Source organism: Corynebacterium testudinoris, assembly GCF_001021045.1.
GTDB classification, from domain to species: domain Bacteria; phylum Actinomycetota; class Actinomycetes; order Mycobacteriales; family Mycobacteriaceae; genus Corynebacterium; species Corynebacterium testudinoris.
Genome location: NZ_CP011545.1, coordinates 2,657,788 through 2,672,747, shown reverse-complemented (window position 1 = coordinate 2,672,747; position 14,960 = coordinate 2,657,788). Strand labels below are relative to the sequence as shown.

Annotated in this window: 16 protein-coding genes; 6 read left to right on the top strand and 10 right to left on the bottom strand. The window is 64.2% G+C overall.

Going from position 1 to position 14,960, the window contains the following annotated elements; genetic code table 11:
• Nucleotides 1-11: 11 nt before the first annotated feature.
• Nucleotides 12-1,445 (bottom strand): HNH endonuclease signature motif containing protein, encoded by a 1,434-nt coding sequence (locus tag CTEST_RS12750; RefSeq protein ID WP_158408171.1) that lies wholly within the window; start codon nucleotides 1,443-1,445, stop codon nucleotides 12-14.
• A 91-nt stretch (nucleotides 1,446-1,536) separates the two neighbouring features.
• Here CTEST_RS12750 and CTEST_RS12745 point away from each other — a divergent pair, with 91 nt between their 5' ends.
• The 3 genes from CTEST_RS12745 (at nucleotide 1,537) to CTEST_RS12735 (ending at nucleotide 3,433) form a co-directional block, all read left to right on the top strand.
• Nucleotides 1,537-2,079, top strand: coding sequence for a VanZ family protein (locus tag CTEST_RS12745; protein ID WP_047254060.1), 543 nt, complete (start codon nucleotides 1,537-1,539; stop codon nucleotides 2,077-2,079).
• 63 nt (nucleotides 2,080-2,142) lie between these two features.
• On the top strand, nucleotides 2,143-2,460 hold the full coding sequence (locus CTEST_RS12740; protein WP_047254059.1) for a cupin domain-containing protein: 318 nt from the start codon (nucleotides 2,143-2,145) through the stop codon (nucleotides 2,458-2,460).
• Nucleotides 2,461-2,467: 7 nt separating this feature from the next.
• Complete coding sequence (locus CTEST_RS12735) at nucleotides 2,468-3,433, top strand: DNA glycosylase AlkZ-like family protein (protein ID WP_047254058.1); 966 nt, start codon at nucleotides 2,468-2,470, stop codon at nucleotides 3,431-3,433.
• 133 nt (nucleotides 3,434-3,566) lie between these two features.
• Here the strand turns inward: CTEST_RS12735 and CTEST_RS12730 are convergent, their stop codons facing one another.
• Nucleotides 3,567-5,216, bottom strand: coding sequence for a bifunctional ADP-dependent NAD(P)H-hydrate dehydratase/NAD(P)H-hydrate epimerase (locus CTEST_RS12730; protein ID WP_047254057.1), 1,650 nt, complete (start codon nucleotides 5,214-5,216; stop codon nucleotides 3,567-3,569).
• 35 nt (nucleotides 5,217-5,251) lie between these two features.
• Here CTEST_RS12730 and CTEST_RS12725 point away from each other — a divergent pair, with 35 nt between their 5' ends.
• Nucleotides 5,252-5,941 (top strand): YwaF family protein, encoded by a 690-nt coding sequence (locus CTEST_RS12725; protein ID WP_052844402.1) that lies wholly within the window; start codon nucleotides 5,252-5,254, stop codon nucleotides 5,939-5,941.
• On the opposite strand, the gene paaZ is transcribed toward CTEST_RS12725, so the two are convergent.
• Nucleotides 5,923-7,959: a phenylacetic acid degradation bifunctional protein PaaZ gene (paaZ, locus tag CTEST_RS12720; protein ID WP_047254056.1), complete on the bottom strand. Its 2,037-nt coding sequence runs from the start codon at nucleotides 7,957-7,959 to the stop codon at nucleotides 5,923-5,925. The two genes, CTEST_RS12725 and paaZ, sit on opposite strands and share 19 nt — an antisense overlap.
• Nucleotides 7,960-8,047: 88 nt before the next feature.
• Between paaZ and CTEST_RS12715 the strand changes: the two genes are divergently transcribed.
• Complete coding sequence (locus tag CTEST_RS12715) at nucleotides 8,048-8,440, top strand: PaaI family thioesterase (RefSeq protein ID WP_047254055.1); 393 nt, start codon at nucleotides 8,048-8,050, stop codon at nucleotides 8,438-8,440.
• A 33-nt stretch (nucleotides 8,441-8,473) separates the two neighbouring features.
• Here CTEST_RS12715 and CTEST_RS13800 read toward each other — a convergent pair whose 3' ends face one another.
• On the bottom strand, nucleotides 8,474-8,974 hold the full coding sequence (locus CTEST_RS13800) for an HPP family protein (protein ID WP_047254054.1): 501 nt from the start codon (nucleotides 8,972-8,974) through the stop codon (nucleotides 8,474-8,476).
• A 104-nt stretch (nucleotides 8,975-9,078) separates the two neighbouring features.
• On the opposite strand from CTEST_RS13800, the gene CTEST_RS12705 reads away from it, so the two are divergent.
• Nucleotides 9,079-9,633 (top strand): TetR/AcrR family transcriptional regulator, encoded by a 555-nt coding sequence (locus CTEST_RS12705; protein WP_047254053.1) that lies wholly within the window; start codon nucleotides 9,079-9,081, stop codon nucleotides 9,631-9,633.
• On the opposite strand, the gene CTEST_RS12700 is transcribed toward CTEST_RS12705, so the two are convergent.
• The 6 genes from CTEST_RS12700 to paaD are packed head-to-tail and all read right to left on the bottom strand — an operon-like array spanning nucleotide 9,630 to nucleotide 14,959.
• Nucleotides 9,630-10,466, bottom strand: a complete 837-nt coding sequence (locus tag CTEST_RS12700) for a 3-hydroxyacyl-CoA dehydrogenase family protein (RefSeq protein ID WP_047254052.1) — start codon at nucleotides 10,464-10,466, stop codon at nucleotides 9,630-9,632. The two genes, CTEST_RS12705 and CTEST_RS12700, sit on opposite strands and share 4 nt — an antisense overlap.
• A 1-nt stretch (nucleotide 10,467) precedes the next feature.
• Nucleotides 10,468-11,229 (bottom strand): enoyl-CoA hydratase/isomerase family protein, encoded by a 762-nt coding sequence (locus tag CTEST_RS12695; RefSeq protein ID WP_047254051.1) that lies wholly within the window; start codon nucleotides 11,227-11,229, stop codon nucleotides 10,468-10,470.
• Between the two features lie 4 nt (nucleotides 11,230-11,233).
• On the bottom strand, nucleotides 11,234-12,436 hold the full coding sequence (locus CTEST_RS12690; protein ID WP_047254050.1) for a thiolase family protein: 1,203 nt from the start codon (nucleotides 12,434-12,436) through the stop codon (nucleotides 11,234-11,236).
• A 34-nt stretch (nucleotides 12,437-12,470) separates the two neighbouring features.
• Nucleotides 12,471-13,241 (bottom strand): enoyl-CoA hydratase/isomerase family protein, encoded by a 771-nt coding sequence (locus tag CTEST_RS12685; protein ID WP_047254049.1) that lies wholly within the window; start codon nucleotides 13,239-13,241, stop codon nucleotides 12,471-12,473.
• 12 nt (nucleotides 13,242-13,253) lie between these two features.
• On the bottom strand, nucleotides 13,254-14,432 hold the full coding sequence (paaE, locus tag CTEST_RS12680) for a 1,2-phenylacetyl-CoA epoxidase subunit PaaE (protein ID WP_047254048.1): 1,179 nt from the start codon (nucleotides 14,430-14,432) through the stop codon (nucleotides 13,254-13,256).
• Nucleotides 14,432-14,959 (bottom strand): 1,2-phenylacetyl-CoA epoxidase subunit PaaD, encoded by a 528-nt coding sequence (paaD, locus tag CTEST_RS12675; RefSeq protein WP_047254468.1) that lies wholly within the window; start codon nucleotides 14,957-14,959, stop codon nucleotides 14,432-14,434. Before paaD ends, paaE begins: the two co-directional genes overlap by 1 nt.
• Between the last annotated feature and the right edge of the window lies 1 nt (nucleotide 14,960).

Here is a 14,960-nt window from a genome sequence, read left to right as displayed (position 1 = left end):
CGCACATGCCGTCAACGTCGGTCCTCCGCAGGTTGCGAGGGTGTTTCATCCGCGAGCGGGTCCGGTTCATCGAATTCATCGAAGGACTCTGGGTGGTCCCACACGGGGATAAGATCCTCATCGCCCACCGGGACTTTCCCGTAGGTGTAGGGGTCCTTCCACTGTCCCATCGCCTCGTCGCGGATGGGTGGCTGACGGCTCACGGAGGTATAGGATTCCCCGCCGGGCATTCGGAAGCGGAGTGTGCCGGGGTCTTGGTCGTCCGCGACGATGGTCATGGTGCCGGCGGTGACGAGCGCGTGGCACCCGGAGCAGAGGGGAATGAGGTTGTTCAGATCGGTTGAACCTCCCTTGTACCACTCATGGATGTGGTGAAACTCCAGGAAATGCGTGTGATTGCACCCGGGCGTGGCGCATTGCTGGCCCCAGATGGAGAGCAGCGCGACTTCCTGAGCGGAGCTGACGGTCCGCGCGCTGCGGGTGAGTTTGAGGTGAAGGCCGTCCTTGTCCAGCAGGTGATAGCGCAGTGATCCGTTGAGCAGGGTGCGGATCAGATCGGAGGACTGGGCTGCCGGCTGACCGGGGAGGGTGGCGCGACCATCGAGAGTGGTGAGGACGTTGACCTGCGCCCCGGGTGCCCGCACACTGCTGCGCGGCTGGCAGCGCACCACGTTGATCATGCCGAGGAAGGCGTGCAACATGCTGTTGAGCATGGGCACCCCGAAGCGCGTTGTTGCGGGCTGCGCGGGAGCGTCGGGTGCGGCCTCGGCCAAAAGCTTATCGACGCCCTCCCCCTCCAGATCTTCCGGCTTCACCCCGTCGAGCCCGCGGAGGTTAGCGAGCTCCCCGATCTTCATGGACGCCAGAAACTGGGCGGCGTTCTCCGGGTCCAGCTCGCCCCAGTAGCGCAGACCGCCGGTCTCCTCATCGATGACAACGCGCAGACTGTTGCGAGCTTTCCGTTTGGAATTGCGTTCGCGGCCGCTGAGCGCCTGTTCGAGCTCCGGGTAGGCGTGTTGGAGAGCGAGTGCGACGAGCTCTTCTTCGTTCTCGCCCGTGAGGTAACGAAGCAATAGGCGGACTTTGGAATAGGAGATATCCCCGGAGAGGAAACCGGCACTGAGCAGAGGGTATTCCGCGAGTCTCTTGCCCACGTTGATGTACTCGAGGGCGGTGCGGCGGGAGAGGTCTTGGGTGCGCATGAGCCACGTGGCGGTGTTGGGCGCGCCGTGTTTCTTGGACAATGCGCGGAGGTGGAATTGGGCTACCAGGAGGATGAATTGAGCCTTGTGGATGGTCAGGTTGCGGTGGGTCAGTGAGATGGCTTTGTGGAGGTCGGAGTTGCTCATTGCGGTGATGGTGTCAAGCATCAGGGCATCCTTGGGGTGCTCGGTGTAGTTAGCAATATCCTCGAACACTTGCACGGTAACATGAGGTCCCGACATAGGATTTTCTCCGCTGTTTGGACTGGTCAGCGACGTAAGTTGTGCGCAGCTGCGCACACTTATGGGAGGCGTGTGGCGTACAGTATTTCGCATGCCTAGACCCTCACGTTCCCTGGTTGTGATCGCGCTTGCGGTCTATCTCACCGTCATGGTGTCCCTGACCATGCTCAAGGCGTTTTATCGCATCGGCTACCTCTGGGATCCGGCGAGACAGCGCCAGCAAACGCTGCGTCTCATTCCCTTTGAGGACATCATGACCGCCAAGAGTTGGTTCGCTCCGCTATTTGGCTACGTGGGCAACCTGGGCTTTTTCATCCCCTTCGGCATCCTGGTCTATGTGCTTGTCCATGAAGCTGTGGCCCGCCCGATTGTTACCACCGTGCTTGCCGGCCTGGCCACCAGTCTCACCATCGAGGTCGCGCAATACGTGTTCTCGCTGGGGTATTCCGATATTGATGATGTCTTAATGAACACTCTCGGAGCTTTCCTCGGTGCCCTGGTCGCGCGCGCGATGGGCCCCCGTTTCCACATGGTGTGGGTCTGGTTGGCGTTGGTCTTGGGGTTGGTGTTCGTCGTGCTCGTGGGCTTTGGGGAGCGGCTGGGTGATTCATCGAAGGTAGTCACTGTCGAATAGTGACTCGTCTCACTTTCGGGCGAGGTAGGCTCGGAAATAGCCGGACTACCAAGGAGAAATAGCATGTCCATCGTCAATGAGAAGGCCCGCCAGCTGCTGGAGGAAGCGTGTGCTTCCGACAATGGGCGCGCCGCAAAACTGCTGGTCAATGATGGCCCCCTCCGTCAGACCGTGATTGCTTTGAAGCAGGGAACGACCCTGCAGGAGCACAATTCCCCTCCCGCCGCCTCCCTGTTCATGTTCAGCGGCAAGATAGCTGTGCAGGGCGAAGAAGAGTCGACGATCGGTGAGGGGCAGCTGGTCACCTTCATTCACCAGCGCCACGCCATCGCTGCGCTGGAGGATTCCGTGTTCCTCCTGACCACGGTCACGGGTATCTAACAGTCGAATGGATCAGCTCGACGAACTGCGTGCCCGCCGCCTCATTGCTCAAGGTCTCGCGCCATCCGCTGCGGCCCCCACCCTCGATTCTGCTGCGGCGGTCACCACGCACCTGCTCGCGCTGCAGGGGCAGAATTATCGCGCGGGCATCCGCGCGATCGCCGTGCGGTCGTCGCTTGACGACGCCGCGGTGCTCGCGGCCGTCGATAAGCATGAGGTAGTGCGGGGGTGGCCGCAACGCGGCACCCTGCACTTCATGCCCGCGGAGGACGTGCGGTGGATGATGAGTTTGTGTGGCCGGCGGATTGAGCGGTCGTTGGCGCGCTGGTCGGAGCTGATGGGGTTGCCTCCCGCGGCCGTGGATGAGGCGCGAGTAGCATTTCATGAGGAGCTAAAGGGCCGGGACCTGCACAATCCCCTCCCCCGCGTGGAGGCCTATGGCGTGCTGGCGGCGGCGGGAGTTGATCCAGGCGAGGGTCGGGGGCCGCACCTCATGCGAGCTTTCGGTGGTGAGGGCCACGTTGTGCAGGGGCCGCGGGCGGGCGCGCAGGACACGTTCATGCACGTGGATCAGCTGCCGGTGCCTCAGCGGGAGGTGGCGGACCCGCTGGAGGAGATGGGAACCCGTTACGCGCGATCGCATGGCCCCGTGAACGCGAAAGATCTGGTGTGGTGGGCCGGGCTGACCGTGCGGCAATCGCGGGCGGCGCTGGGTGCGGCGCGCAGAGTCATCGCGTGGGGTGAGGATTATGTCATGGCCGATTGGCAGGCGGATGTCACTGCCGGGGAGCTAGCGGAGGCGATCGATCGCGAGTACACGTTGCCCGCGTTCGATGAAATCCTGCTCGGATACGCGGAAAAGTCACTCATATTAGCCGATGAGCACCGGCCCCATGTTCTCACTAAAAATGGGCTGAGCTGGCCCTTTACCATGGCGAATGGGGTCGTCACTGGTCGGGCCACCCAAGCTTAGAAGATGTAAATCAGTAGAGCGATGATCAGCAAAATGCCGACGATGGTCCAAATGAGTCCGCTTCCGCGCATGTCTTTCTCCTTTCCAAGGGGAATATTTCCCCCATGCTACCCGAGTACTCTTGCACGGCGCCTTATACGTTGGTGATGTAAGCAGTCGCGGATGGAATGGCCTCGGCGATCCGCGACGCCGACGTGGGTGCCGGGCCGTGCGGGGTCTGGGCGGAAAGCCACGTCGCGACGCCATGGACACTTGCCGCGGCGGGTGCATTGACCAGGGCAAGTCCGGGCTCCGGGAAGATGGCGTACGACGACGCCAAAAGCGCACCGAGAATGCCCGCCAGCACGTCGCCTGAACCGGCGGTGGCAGCCCACGAGGTGCCGGCATCGACGGAAGAGAGGTGATCAGCGGGGGTCGCGATGACAGTGTGGCGGCCTTTGAGAAGCACCCCGCACTCCAGCTCCCGGGAGAGGGCGGTGACCGCGCCAATTCGATCAACGTCCGGATCCGGAATGAAAGCCTCAAGGGAATCGGCGAGGCGGCGGAACTCTCCGAGGTGTGGCGTCAAAAGAGTATCCGCAGGTCGAGACCGCAAAAGTGTGCGCAGCTGCGCACTTTCTGCCAGGAGAGTGAGCGCATCCGCGTCGATGACCACAGGCTCGGGGCGGCCGAGGAGTTTGGTCAGTTCGGCTTCGGCGGCGGCATCCGCACCCCGGCCGGGGCCGACCACCCAGGCCTGGACTCGTCCGGTCTTACTCGCCGAATCGGAAATGACGACCTCCGGCAACGCCCGCACGATGTCGCTTTTGAGCGGGCCGACGTATCGGACCATCCCAGGCGTCGTGCGAACAGCGGCAGCAGTGGTGAGGTAGCCAGCCCCCGGGAACGTTGCACTGCCCGCGCAGATTCCGACGACCCCGCCGGTGTACTTGTCATCACCAGGTTGCGGTTCAAGGTTTCTCGGCCGATGGGGAATCAACGTACGCAGTGGGTCGGGCCAGCGGTAACGCTCGGCGGGCGCGGCCCGCCAGGCAAGCATGGTCTGTTCTTGGTTCTCTCGGGCGGACATCAACAGCGTTTCCCAAAGTGATCGACCGCCACTGCTGATGTCCGCGTAGATCACTTCGCCGCACTCCGGGGAAACCGCATGGGCACGGCGCAAGCCACCAAAGGTAACTGTGACATCTGCCCGGACGTGTTGGCGAAGTCTCCGCTCGCTTGTTTTGGTGCCGTCGAAAAATGCCGCTACGCGGGGGTTAAAAGGAAGTCGGGTGGTAGAAACCAATTCTGGAGTAGACCCATAATCGGGGTCAACACCGGACGGGATGTCGATTGCTAGGACAGGCAGTTGCGGTTCTTCAGTGAAAGAAAGCCACAGCGCCAATTCTTCTCCAAGCCCACCGGTGCCGCCGATCCCGAGGATGCCATCGATGACGAGCTGGTAGAGCCCGATGTTGGCAGGCAGGGCATCGAGCACCACGCCGCCAGCGGAAGAAAACGCCTCGAGAGCCCGCTCGTGCACCCGCCCATCCCGGCCCAGCAGAACCGCGTCGACGCCATGGGTGCTGCAGAGCTCGGCACCCGCGTACAGCGCGTCACCACCATTGCCGCCCGCCCCAACGAGCAGGAGGACCCGGCGCCGGTCCGGCGCCTCGCACATCGTGCGAGCGGTCACCGCAACCACGTGCGCAGCCTGGCGCATGAGCTGATCGGGTGCCAACTGGACGTCGATAAGCTGTTGTTCCGCCGCGCGGACCTGGGCAACCGTATAGACGTAGGCCATGTGCCCGAGTGTAGTTAGCGGTAACGTGTGTCACCATGATGCAGCCCTACAGCGCGGAGCACTGGGCAGCGTTGGCCGCCACCGTGGTGGTCACCGTCGTGCTCCTCAGCTACGCGCGCCGCAATGGCGACGGAACTTACGTCACCATCGCCGGGTGGACACTGCTGGTCGTCTCATTGGTGTGGACCTGCTGGGACATGCAGCCAGCGCTGTTTGATATTCACCGCTCCCTGCCATTCCACCTTTCCGACCTCACCCGCGTCCTCGCATCATTGGCGCTGATCACCCGCAGCTGGTGGTTCCTCGCACCCAGCTACTACTGGGGGCTGACGCTGAACACGCAATCCATCATCACCCCTGACCTCAGCTACGCCTTCCACCCGGTGTCGGAATACTTCATGTACTGGGTGCTGCACATTGCCGTGTTCGCCGTCCCGCTGGTCATGGTCTTTAGCCTGGGGCATCGACCGAGGTGGCGCTGGTTGCGCGCCACCGCCTGGTGGTCAGCCGGGTGGATGGGCGCGACGATGGCCTTCAACGCCGCCACCAACAGCAACTATGGCTACCTCAACGGCCTCCCGCCCATCCCATCCGCACTGGACTACCTGGGGCCGTGGCCCTGGTATCTGCTCGTGGGGATCGGGTTGCTCGGAACGGTGTGGGCCGGCGTGATGACCTGGCCGTTCGAACGCCGGTCCCGTAGTGCTCAGCTCCAGTCTGCGTAGGTGGTGTTCACCTTCTCCACGAGGGTGAGCACGTCATAGGACGCCACCAGCTCATCATCCTGGTTGAACAGCTGGGCATCCCAGCAAACCTCACCGTAGTCATCGGTCACGCGCGGGGTGATGCGCTTGGCCGTGAGTTCGACGCGCACGGAATCGCCGTAGGTGACGGGGGTGATAAAGCGGAGGTTTTCCAAACCGTAGTTCGCCAACACGGGCCCGGGGGTGGGTTCGACGAACAGGCCTGCCGCCCAGGAGACGAGCAGGTAACCGTGGGCTACGCGCCGGGGGAAGAAGGGGTTGGCGGTGGCGGCCTCTTCATCAACGTGCGCGTAGAAGGTGTCGCCTGTGCTCTCGGCGAACTCGAGAATCTCGTCAAGGGTGACGGTGCGCAGGTCAGAGGCAAATTGGTCCCCAATCTGCAGCGAAGCCAGGTCCTTGCGGAAGGGGTGAATGGCGGTGCCGGCAGCAACGTCCGCGCGGGTGACTTTGTTCACGGCGGCCCCGCGTACCCACTCGCCAGTGATGGCCGTCAGATGATCGGGGGAGCCCTGGATGGCCGTGCGCTGCATGTAGTGCTTCACGCCGCGGATGCCGCCTAGTTCCTCGCCGCCGCCCGCGCGCCCTGGTCCACCGTGGACGAGGTGGGGGAGAGGCGAGCCGTGCCCGGTGGAGGAAGCAGCATCGTCCCGGTCGAGGAAGTGCAGGCGCCCGTGGTGCCCGCCGATGCCGAGCGCGAATCGGGCGGCGAGCTCGGGGGAGTGGGTGATCACGGAGGCCACGAGCGAGCCGCGGCCGCGGGCGGCGAGCCGGATGGCGTCGTCGGTGTCGGTGTAGCCGATGATGGAGACGACCGGCCCGAAGGCCTCCACCTCGTGCACGGCGTCCACGTCCGGGTCGGCGAAGGAGAGGATGGTCGGCGCGAAGAACGCGCCCTCCCGCAGGTCGCTGCCGCCGGTCACTATGGTTCCACCAGCGGAAATAAGCTTATCGACGGCCGCCCCCACATCGTTGCGCTGTTCCACCGACACCAGCGGTCCCAGGGTTTTCGCTTCCACGCGCTCGCGGAGGGCATGGGCGACGGTGTCGGCGAGGGCGGTGGGGACGATGGCGCGACGCACGGCAGTGCACTTTTGTCCCGCTTTGGCGGTCATCTCCACGTAGAGGGTCTTAATGAACGCGTCGAACTCGGGGGAGTCGACGCTAACGTCCTCACCAAGGATGGCGGCGTTGAGCGAGTCGGCCTCCGCAGTGAACCGCACGCCGTTGTGCAGGACGTTGTCATGGGAGCGCAGCGTGGCGGCGGTGGCGGCGGAGCCGGTGAAGGCGACGTGGTCGCGGTAATCGAGGTGATCGAGGAGATCGCGGGCAGACCCGGAGATGAGCTGGAGGGATCCCTCGGGGAGAATGCCGGACTCGATCATGAGGCGAACGCAGGCGGCCGTAACGTACCCGGTCGGGGTGGCGGGTTTCACCAGCGTGGGCATGCCGGCGATGAAGGCGGGCGCGAACTTCTCCAACATGCCCCAGACGGGGAAGTTGAAGGCATTGATCTGCACCGCGACGCCGGGGAGAGTGGTGTACATGTGGGTGGCCACGAAGGAACTATCGCGGGAGAGCACCTCCGTGGGGCCATCGACGATGACGTGCCCGTTGGGGAGCTCGCGGCGGCCCTTGGAGGAATAGGTGAACAGCGTGGAAATGCCGCCGTCGATGTCGATCGCGTTGTCGCGAGGGGTAGCACCGGTCTTGGCGGCCAGCTGATATAGCTCGTCTTTGTGCTCGTCGAGGTACAGGGCGAGCTCTTTGAGCTTGAGGGCGCGTTCATGAATGGTGAGCTCGCGGAGGTACCGTTGCCCGACGTCGCGGGCGTAATCGATGGCGCCAGCGAGGTCGAGGCCCTCGGTGGAGACGGTGGCTACGAGCTCGCCGGTGGTGGCGTCGAGGACGTCCGTGACACGGGAGGGGTGGGTCGGGGTGACCCAGGAGCCGGAGAGGTAGCTGGGGACGAGGTGGGACATGGGGTGTCCTTCCTAAACTAATTAGTGACCGACCGGACGGTAGGGATTTCGGGCTAGTATAATCTAGATCACAAAAGAATGGAGCAACATGGAACCGTGGACCATTGAACTGGGAGAACTCGATAAGAAGATGGGTGTCACCGTCGTCGAGCAATCCCCCGAGAAAGTGGTGGCCACCATGCCTATCGACGGAAACCGCCAGTCACTCGGGCTCCTCCACGGCGGGGCGATGGTCGCGATCGCGGAGGCCGTCGGATCCTGGGCCGCGGTCATCCACGCCTCGACCATGGGCAAGGTGGCCGTCGGGGTGGATATCAACGCCACCCACCACGCCTCCGGCCGGGAGGGGATGGTGACGGCCACCGCCACGGCTATCCGCCTGGGCAGGACGCTGACCAGCCACGAGGTGACCATCACGGACGACGCAGGGCGGCGGCTGTGTACGGCACGGATTACCAACGCGATCGTCGATAAGCATTAGCGGTAGTCGTAGAAGCCCTTGCCGGACTTGCGGTTACCACCAATACGCCGGATAGGCCACACGTTTCAGTGTGGAACGAAGCAGTCCGAACAGTACGAGCACTCCAGCCCCGAGACCAGCGCAGATCACGAATGAGATGTGCCCCTGTGTCAGCATTGCTCCGATTACAGCGGTGGCTGCTGCTGGTGAATGCGACGTGCGCGTCAGCAGCATTGCGCCAAGCGCGAAGCCTCCGGCGATGGCGGCAGCCCAAAGTGAGTGGCTCGCCAGCCCGACCGTGACACCAACGATGGCCGAGATTACCTGACCTCCGATTACGTGACGGGGCTGTGCCAACGGCAATGACGGCGCACCGGCGATCAGGGCCATGCTCGCAGCCATGGGTGGGATGAGCAGCAAGTGTCCCGATAGGGCTCCGAGGGCGACAAGTGCAGTCAGCGCTGCCGTCGAGGTGAGTGTCGCCACCAGCAGGGTGGAAATTGCTGGGCGTGCGGGTGCTCTGCTGGCAAAGATCGGCTTCACATCTGATGTCACGACCGCGTTCCTTTCGCTGTGCGAGAACGATCGTTCTCTACGTGCTTGGTAGAGTATAGAACGACCGTTCTCAACGCAACTTTGAAAGGTTCCGGTGGACAGCCATGTCGTCTCAAACGGCTCGTGATCAACTGCTTGACGCAGCTGAAGAGCTCTTCTACGAACGCGGGTATCAAGCCGTCGGGATGGATGCCCTCCGCGCTGCATCCGGTCTGCCTCTCAAGCGCATCTACTCACTGTTCGCAGGCAAGGATGCGATCGCGGTGGCGATGCTCGATCGTCGTGATGAACGATGGCGCGCCTCGTTAGCACAGCGGGTTGCCCAAGAAACGCAGCCAAAGGGTCAGGTGCTGGCGATATTCGATTGGCTCTCAGACTGGCTCGCGGGCGAAGGTCACCGCGGATGCGCCTGGATCAACGCATTCGGTGAACTCGGCGGGACTTCTCTCGACGTCGCAGAGTCGGTGCGTCGACACAAGATACGCCTGCGCAACTATGTGAACGACGTCGTAGCCGGAACGGGTGCGCCGCAAGCTACAGCAGATGCGATCTTCCTCCTGATAGAAGGATGCATGGTCACCGCGGGTATCTCGGGGAATGCCGACGCCGCTGAGCAAGCGAAGGCGGCAGCCGATCGGCTACTGGCCGCCAACAACTAGCGGTAGTCGTAGAAGCCCTTGCCGGACTTGCGGCCGAGCTCACCGCGGGCGACCATATCGCGCATGAGCTGCGGCGGGGCGAAGCGGGGGCCTAAGGACGACTCGAGGTACTCCGCGATCCCCAAACGCACGTCGAGGCCGACGATATCGGTGAGCGCGAGCGGACCAACCGGGAACTTGTAGCCCAGGACCATGGCCTGGTCGATGTCCTCGGCGCTGGCCACGCCCTCCTCAACCATGCGGATCGCCTCGATGGCGATGGCTACACCCAGGCGGGATGAGGCGAAACCGGGGGAGTCCTTGACCACGATCGGCGTCTTGCCCAGGCCCTCCACCCAGACCTTCGCATCCTTGACCAGGGAGGGCGGGGTGGAGTCAGCGACGACGATTTCCACGAGCTTCGAAGCGGGCACCGGGTTGAAAAAATGCAGCCCAATGACGTCATTGTCCACGATGCCCGCTAAGTCGGTGACCGACAGCGACGACGTATTGGTGGCGATGGCCGCGGCGGGGGAGTGTTCGGCGATCGTCCGGAAAGAACTAATCTTCAGCTCGATGGACTCCGGCACGGCTTCGATGATCAGCGGGTGATGGGCAAAGGCCGCCGGGTCGGTGGTCACAGTGAGCCGGTCCATCCACTCCTCGGGGGAACCCTCCGCACCCCGGGCAAAGGAACCGGCGACGTCCTGGGCGATGCGTTCGCGGGCGGCGGTGACGGCGGCGTCATTGACATCAACGACCGTGACGGAAGCACCGGCGGCGAGGAAAGAATGGGCGATTCCTGCGCCCATGCGGCCGCCACCGAGGACGCCAACTTGCTTGGGGATACTCATGCTATTTCTTCTTTCGGTCAAGGAACGCCTGCATGCGATCGAACTTCGCGTCCGATTCGAAGAGGATGGCCTGGGCAATGTTGTCCACCGCCGGGTGAGCGGCCGTCGGCATCGCCATTACCTGCTTGCTCAGGCGCACGGCGAGCGGATCGAGGGCGGCGATGCGATCGGCTAGGCTCTGCGCGGCGTCGAGGAGGTCGGCGGGAGAGTGCAGCTCGGTGACCAGGTGGAGATCGAGGGCCTCGCGTCCGGACACCAGGCGGCCGGCCAGGAGGATTTCCTTAGCGACGGCCACGCCGACGAGCTCCTTGAGCCGCCAGAGCCCACCCGCTGCGGCAATGATTCCCAGGCTGGCTTCCGGCTGACCAAACGTGGCGTCCGGGGTGGCGATTCGGAAGTCGGCGGCCAGGGCCAGTTCCAGGCCACCGCCCAGCGCATAACCATCGACGGCGGCGATGACCGGGGACGGCAACTGCGCGATGCGCTGAAAAATGGTGTTGTTGACCCCGCGGAGGGCATCGTCGCGGCGGCGTTCGCGCAGCTGACCAATATCAGCGCCCGAAGCGAAGATGCCCTTGCCCTTGGCCTCACACCCAGTGATGAGGAGGATCTTGGGGTTGTGCTCCAAGTAGGAGCAGATGGTGTGGAGCTCGCTGACCATCTGCTCATCAATCGCGTTGCGGACCTCGGGGCGGGTGAGCTGGACCAGGAGCCGATCGTCCGACTCGGAGACGGTCAGGGCACTAAACTCCGGGAATGTCATGGTCTTAGACCCTCTCAATTGCGATGGCGGCACCCTGGCCGACGCCGATGCACATCGTGGCGATGCCGCGCTGGCTGCCCTCGTGCTCCAGGCGGTTGAGCAGGGTGATGGTGATCCGGGACCCCGACGAGCCGAGGGGATGGCCCAGCGCGATGGCCCCGCCCCAGGCGTTGACTTTGTTCTCATCGAGTTCTAGCTCGCGGATACATGCCAGCGACTGGGTGGCAAAAGCCTCGTTGAGCTCGATGGCATCGACGCTGCCGATGTTCCACCCGGCTTTCTCTAGGACGCGGCGTGTGGCAGGGATCGGACCCAGACCCATGACCTCCGGGGCCAGGCCCGCGTTGGCATTCGCGACGACCCGGGCGCGGGGTGTGAGGCCGTAACGCTCGACGGCGCGCTGGCTGACGACGAGGATGGCGGAGGCGCCGTCGTTAAGCGATGAAGAATTGCCAGCCGTGACGACCTTGCCCCCCTCGACCACCGGGCGCAACGCGGCCAGGACCTCCGGCGTGGTGCCGGGGCGCGGCCCCTCATCGGTGTCGATGAGCGTGGTGTTGCCCTTGCGATCGGTGATCTCAACGGGGACGATCTCGGGGACAAAGTAGCCGGCCTCGATGGCGGCGAGGGCGCGAGCCTGGGACTGGGCGGCGAAAGCGTCGGCATCCTCCCGCGAAATGGTGCACACCCGCGCGACCTCCTCAGCCGTCTCCGGCATGGAAAACGTCGTCTTCTCCTGGCTTGCGAACTTCGGGTTGATAAAACGCCAGCCGATGGAGGTATCGAAGGTCTCGCCAGGCTTGGCAAACCCGCTGCGCGGCTTTTCGACGACCCACGGAGCCCGCGACATCGACTCCACCCCGCCGGCGACAACGACGTCCGCCTGCCCCGAATTCACCATCGCCGTGGCCAGGGCAATCGCCGACATCCCGGAGGCGCACAGGCGATTGACGGTGATACCGGGGACGGAATCCGGGTAGCCAGCCAGCAACCACGCCATGCGGGCGACGTTACGATTCTCCTCGCCGGCACCGTTGGCGTTGCCGAGGATCACCTCGTCGACCGCCGACGGGTCGATGCCGGCGTCCTCGATGACCGCGCGGATGGTGAGGGCAGCGAGGTCATCCGGACGGACAGAGGAGAGAGCTCCGCCGTAGCGGCCGACGGGGGTCCGGCGGCCGGAAACGAGAAAGGCGTCAGTGCTCACTGGGGTGCTCCTAGGAGGTTTCGAGGCGGTGGTGTTAACGGCCGTGGAAGGTGGGGCGACGTTTGTCGTTGAAGGCAGCGAAACCCTCCGCGTAGTCGGCGGAGGAACATAGTCGGCCCTGCGCGAGGTTTTCCTCGTCGACCGATTCCCACAGTCCGAGGCGCTGATCGCGGATGTCGTGGACGAGTGTGCGGCTGGCCAGGAAAGCTAAGGTGGCGCCCTCGGCTGCGCGGGCCGCCTTCTCGCGGGCGAAGTCAAGGAGCTCATCGGCGGGGAGCGCGCGGGAGAACAATCCAGCGTCCACCGCCTCGCGGCCGGAGATCATATCGCCGGTGACGATGAGATCCATGGCGCGGTGGGCTCCCAGGCGTTCCACGAACAGGGCGTGCCCGCCGGAGTCGAGGGTGGCGCCGAGGTTGGCGAAGGGGGAACCGAAGGTGGCATCCTCGGCGACGTAGGCAATGTCACTGGCGATGACCAGGCCCAGGCCGACACCGAGGCAGACCCCGTGGACAGCCGTGAAGGTCGGGGCGGGGAAGGTGCTCATCTGCTTGAGCACGGGAGTGACCTTGTTGGCGAGGTAGTCCGTGGCGTCATCGTCGGCCGGGTTGAGTCCGCGAATATTACGGCCCGCGCTAAATGCTTTGCCCTCGCCGCGCAGCAGGAGGGAACGAACGTTGCGTTGGGCGGCCTCGGTGTAGGCCTGGGAAAGCTCCTGCAGGTCAGCTTCCGTGAGGGAATTGAGCGCCCGCGGGTTGTTGAGCACCACCTCTGCGGTGGATCCGTCGACGATGAGATCGATCATTTGGGCTCCCGGTTAGGCGTCGTAGTCGACGGTGATGGACTCGCCCGTCGGGCGGGTCTGGCAGGTGAGGACGTAGCCGCGGGCGACCTCGTCGGGCTCCAGCGCGTAGTTCTCATCCATCGTGAACTCACCTTCGACGACCTTGGCGCGGCAGGTGCCGCAGACGCCGCCAGCGCAGGCGAAAGGCACGTCGGGGCGGGCGCGGAGGGCGGCGTTGAGGACCGTTTCGTTGGCGGATGCGGGGGATTCGATGCTGCCGGAGAGGCCATCGAGCTGGAAGGAAATGGTGATGTTCTTGCCCGAAGGGTCGACAATGACGGGCCGGCCGGTATTGCCCTGTTGCGGGCCGTCGGAGGGTTTGCCGGTGGAGAAGAGCTCGAAACGAATGTTCTCGTTGTCCACGCCGCGCGCAGCAAGCTCGTCGCGGACGAGCTGGACCATCTCGAAGGGGCCGCACAGGAACCACTCGCGGGTGTCTTCCGTGAGGATGACCTTGTCCAGGAGGATCTTCAACTTCTCGTCATCAATACGCCCCGAGAACAGCGGGTTGACGCGCTGCTCGCGAGAGAGGACGTGGTGGACGGCGAAGCGGGTGGGGTACTTGTCCTTGAGATCGCCCAGCTCTTCCGCAAACATGACGTCGCTGCCACCCTTGTTGGCGTAGACCAGCTCGAACGTTGCGGTGGGGGAGCCGGAGAGGAGCGCCTGCGCGATGGACATGATGGGGGTGATGCCGGACCCGGCGGCGATGGCGACGAGATGGGGAGCACCGCCGACGTCGGCAAGCTCTTCTTTGAGCAGGGCCTGAGCATCGTTGAGGGAGGTGACGTGCACCCGGGAAGTGAACGCCCCCTGTGGGTTCATCACCTCGATGACGGTGCCCGGCTGCAGCTCATCGTTGGCCCAGGTGGAGAACACCCCGCCGAGGTCGCGCTTGATGGCGACGCGGATGATGCCGGATTGGGGGATATCGCAGATGGAGTAGGAACGACGAACTTCCTGGCCGTCGATCGTGGCGCGGAGGGCAACGTACTGGCCGGGAACATAGTCGTAGTCCGCGCGCAGTTCTTCCGGCACCGCGAAGCTGACCTCGACGGCGTTGTCGGTCAGCCGGCGGACTTCGGAGACTTCGAGGGGTTGGAACTTTGCCCTCTGCTTGGTGGATTCGGGAGCAGACGCGGTTGCAGACATCAGTGCACCTTGAAGTAGTCGAAGGGTTCGAGGCAGTCCTGGCAGCTATAGAGCGCTTTGCAGGAGGTGGAGCCGAATTGGGCGAGTTTCTTAGTCCGGGTCGAGCGGCAGCGGGGGCACGGAACCGGGGTGGGGGGCGCCAGCGTTAAGGGGATGGGGCCTGGGGCGACGGGGGAGGTGTGGTGCTGGGGAGGGGCGATGCCGTACTCGCGGAGCTGGTCACGCCCCTGTTCGGTGATCCAATCGGTGCTCCAGGCGGGTTGCAGCACGAGGTCCACCACCGCGTCCTCGTAGCCGGCGGCGGCGAGGGCTTCCGAGACTTCTCGGCTGATGTAGTCCATGGCCGGACACCCGGAGTAGGTCGGGGTGATGGTGACAACGGCCTGGCCATCAATGATGGCGGCGCGGCGCAGAATGCCCAGGTCAGCGATGGAGATGACGGGAATCTCCGGATCGGGGACGGCTGCGGCGGTATCCCAGACCCGGGCATCCGCGGGGTCGGTGGGGCGCAGGGGGTGGGTAGACATG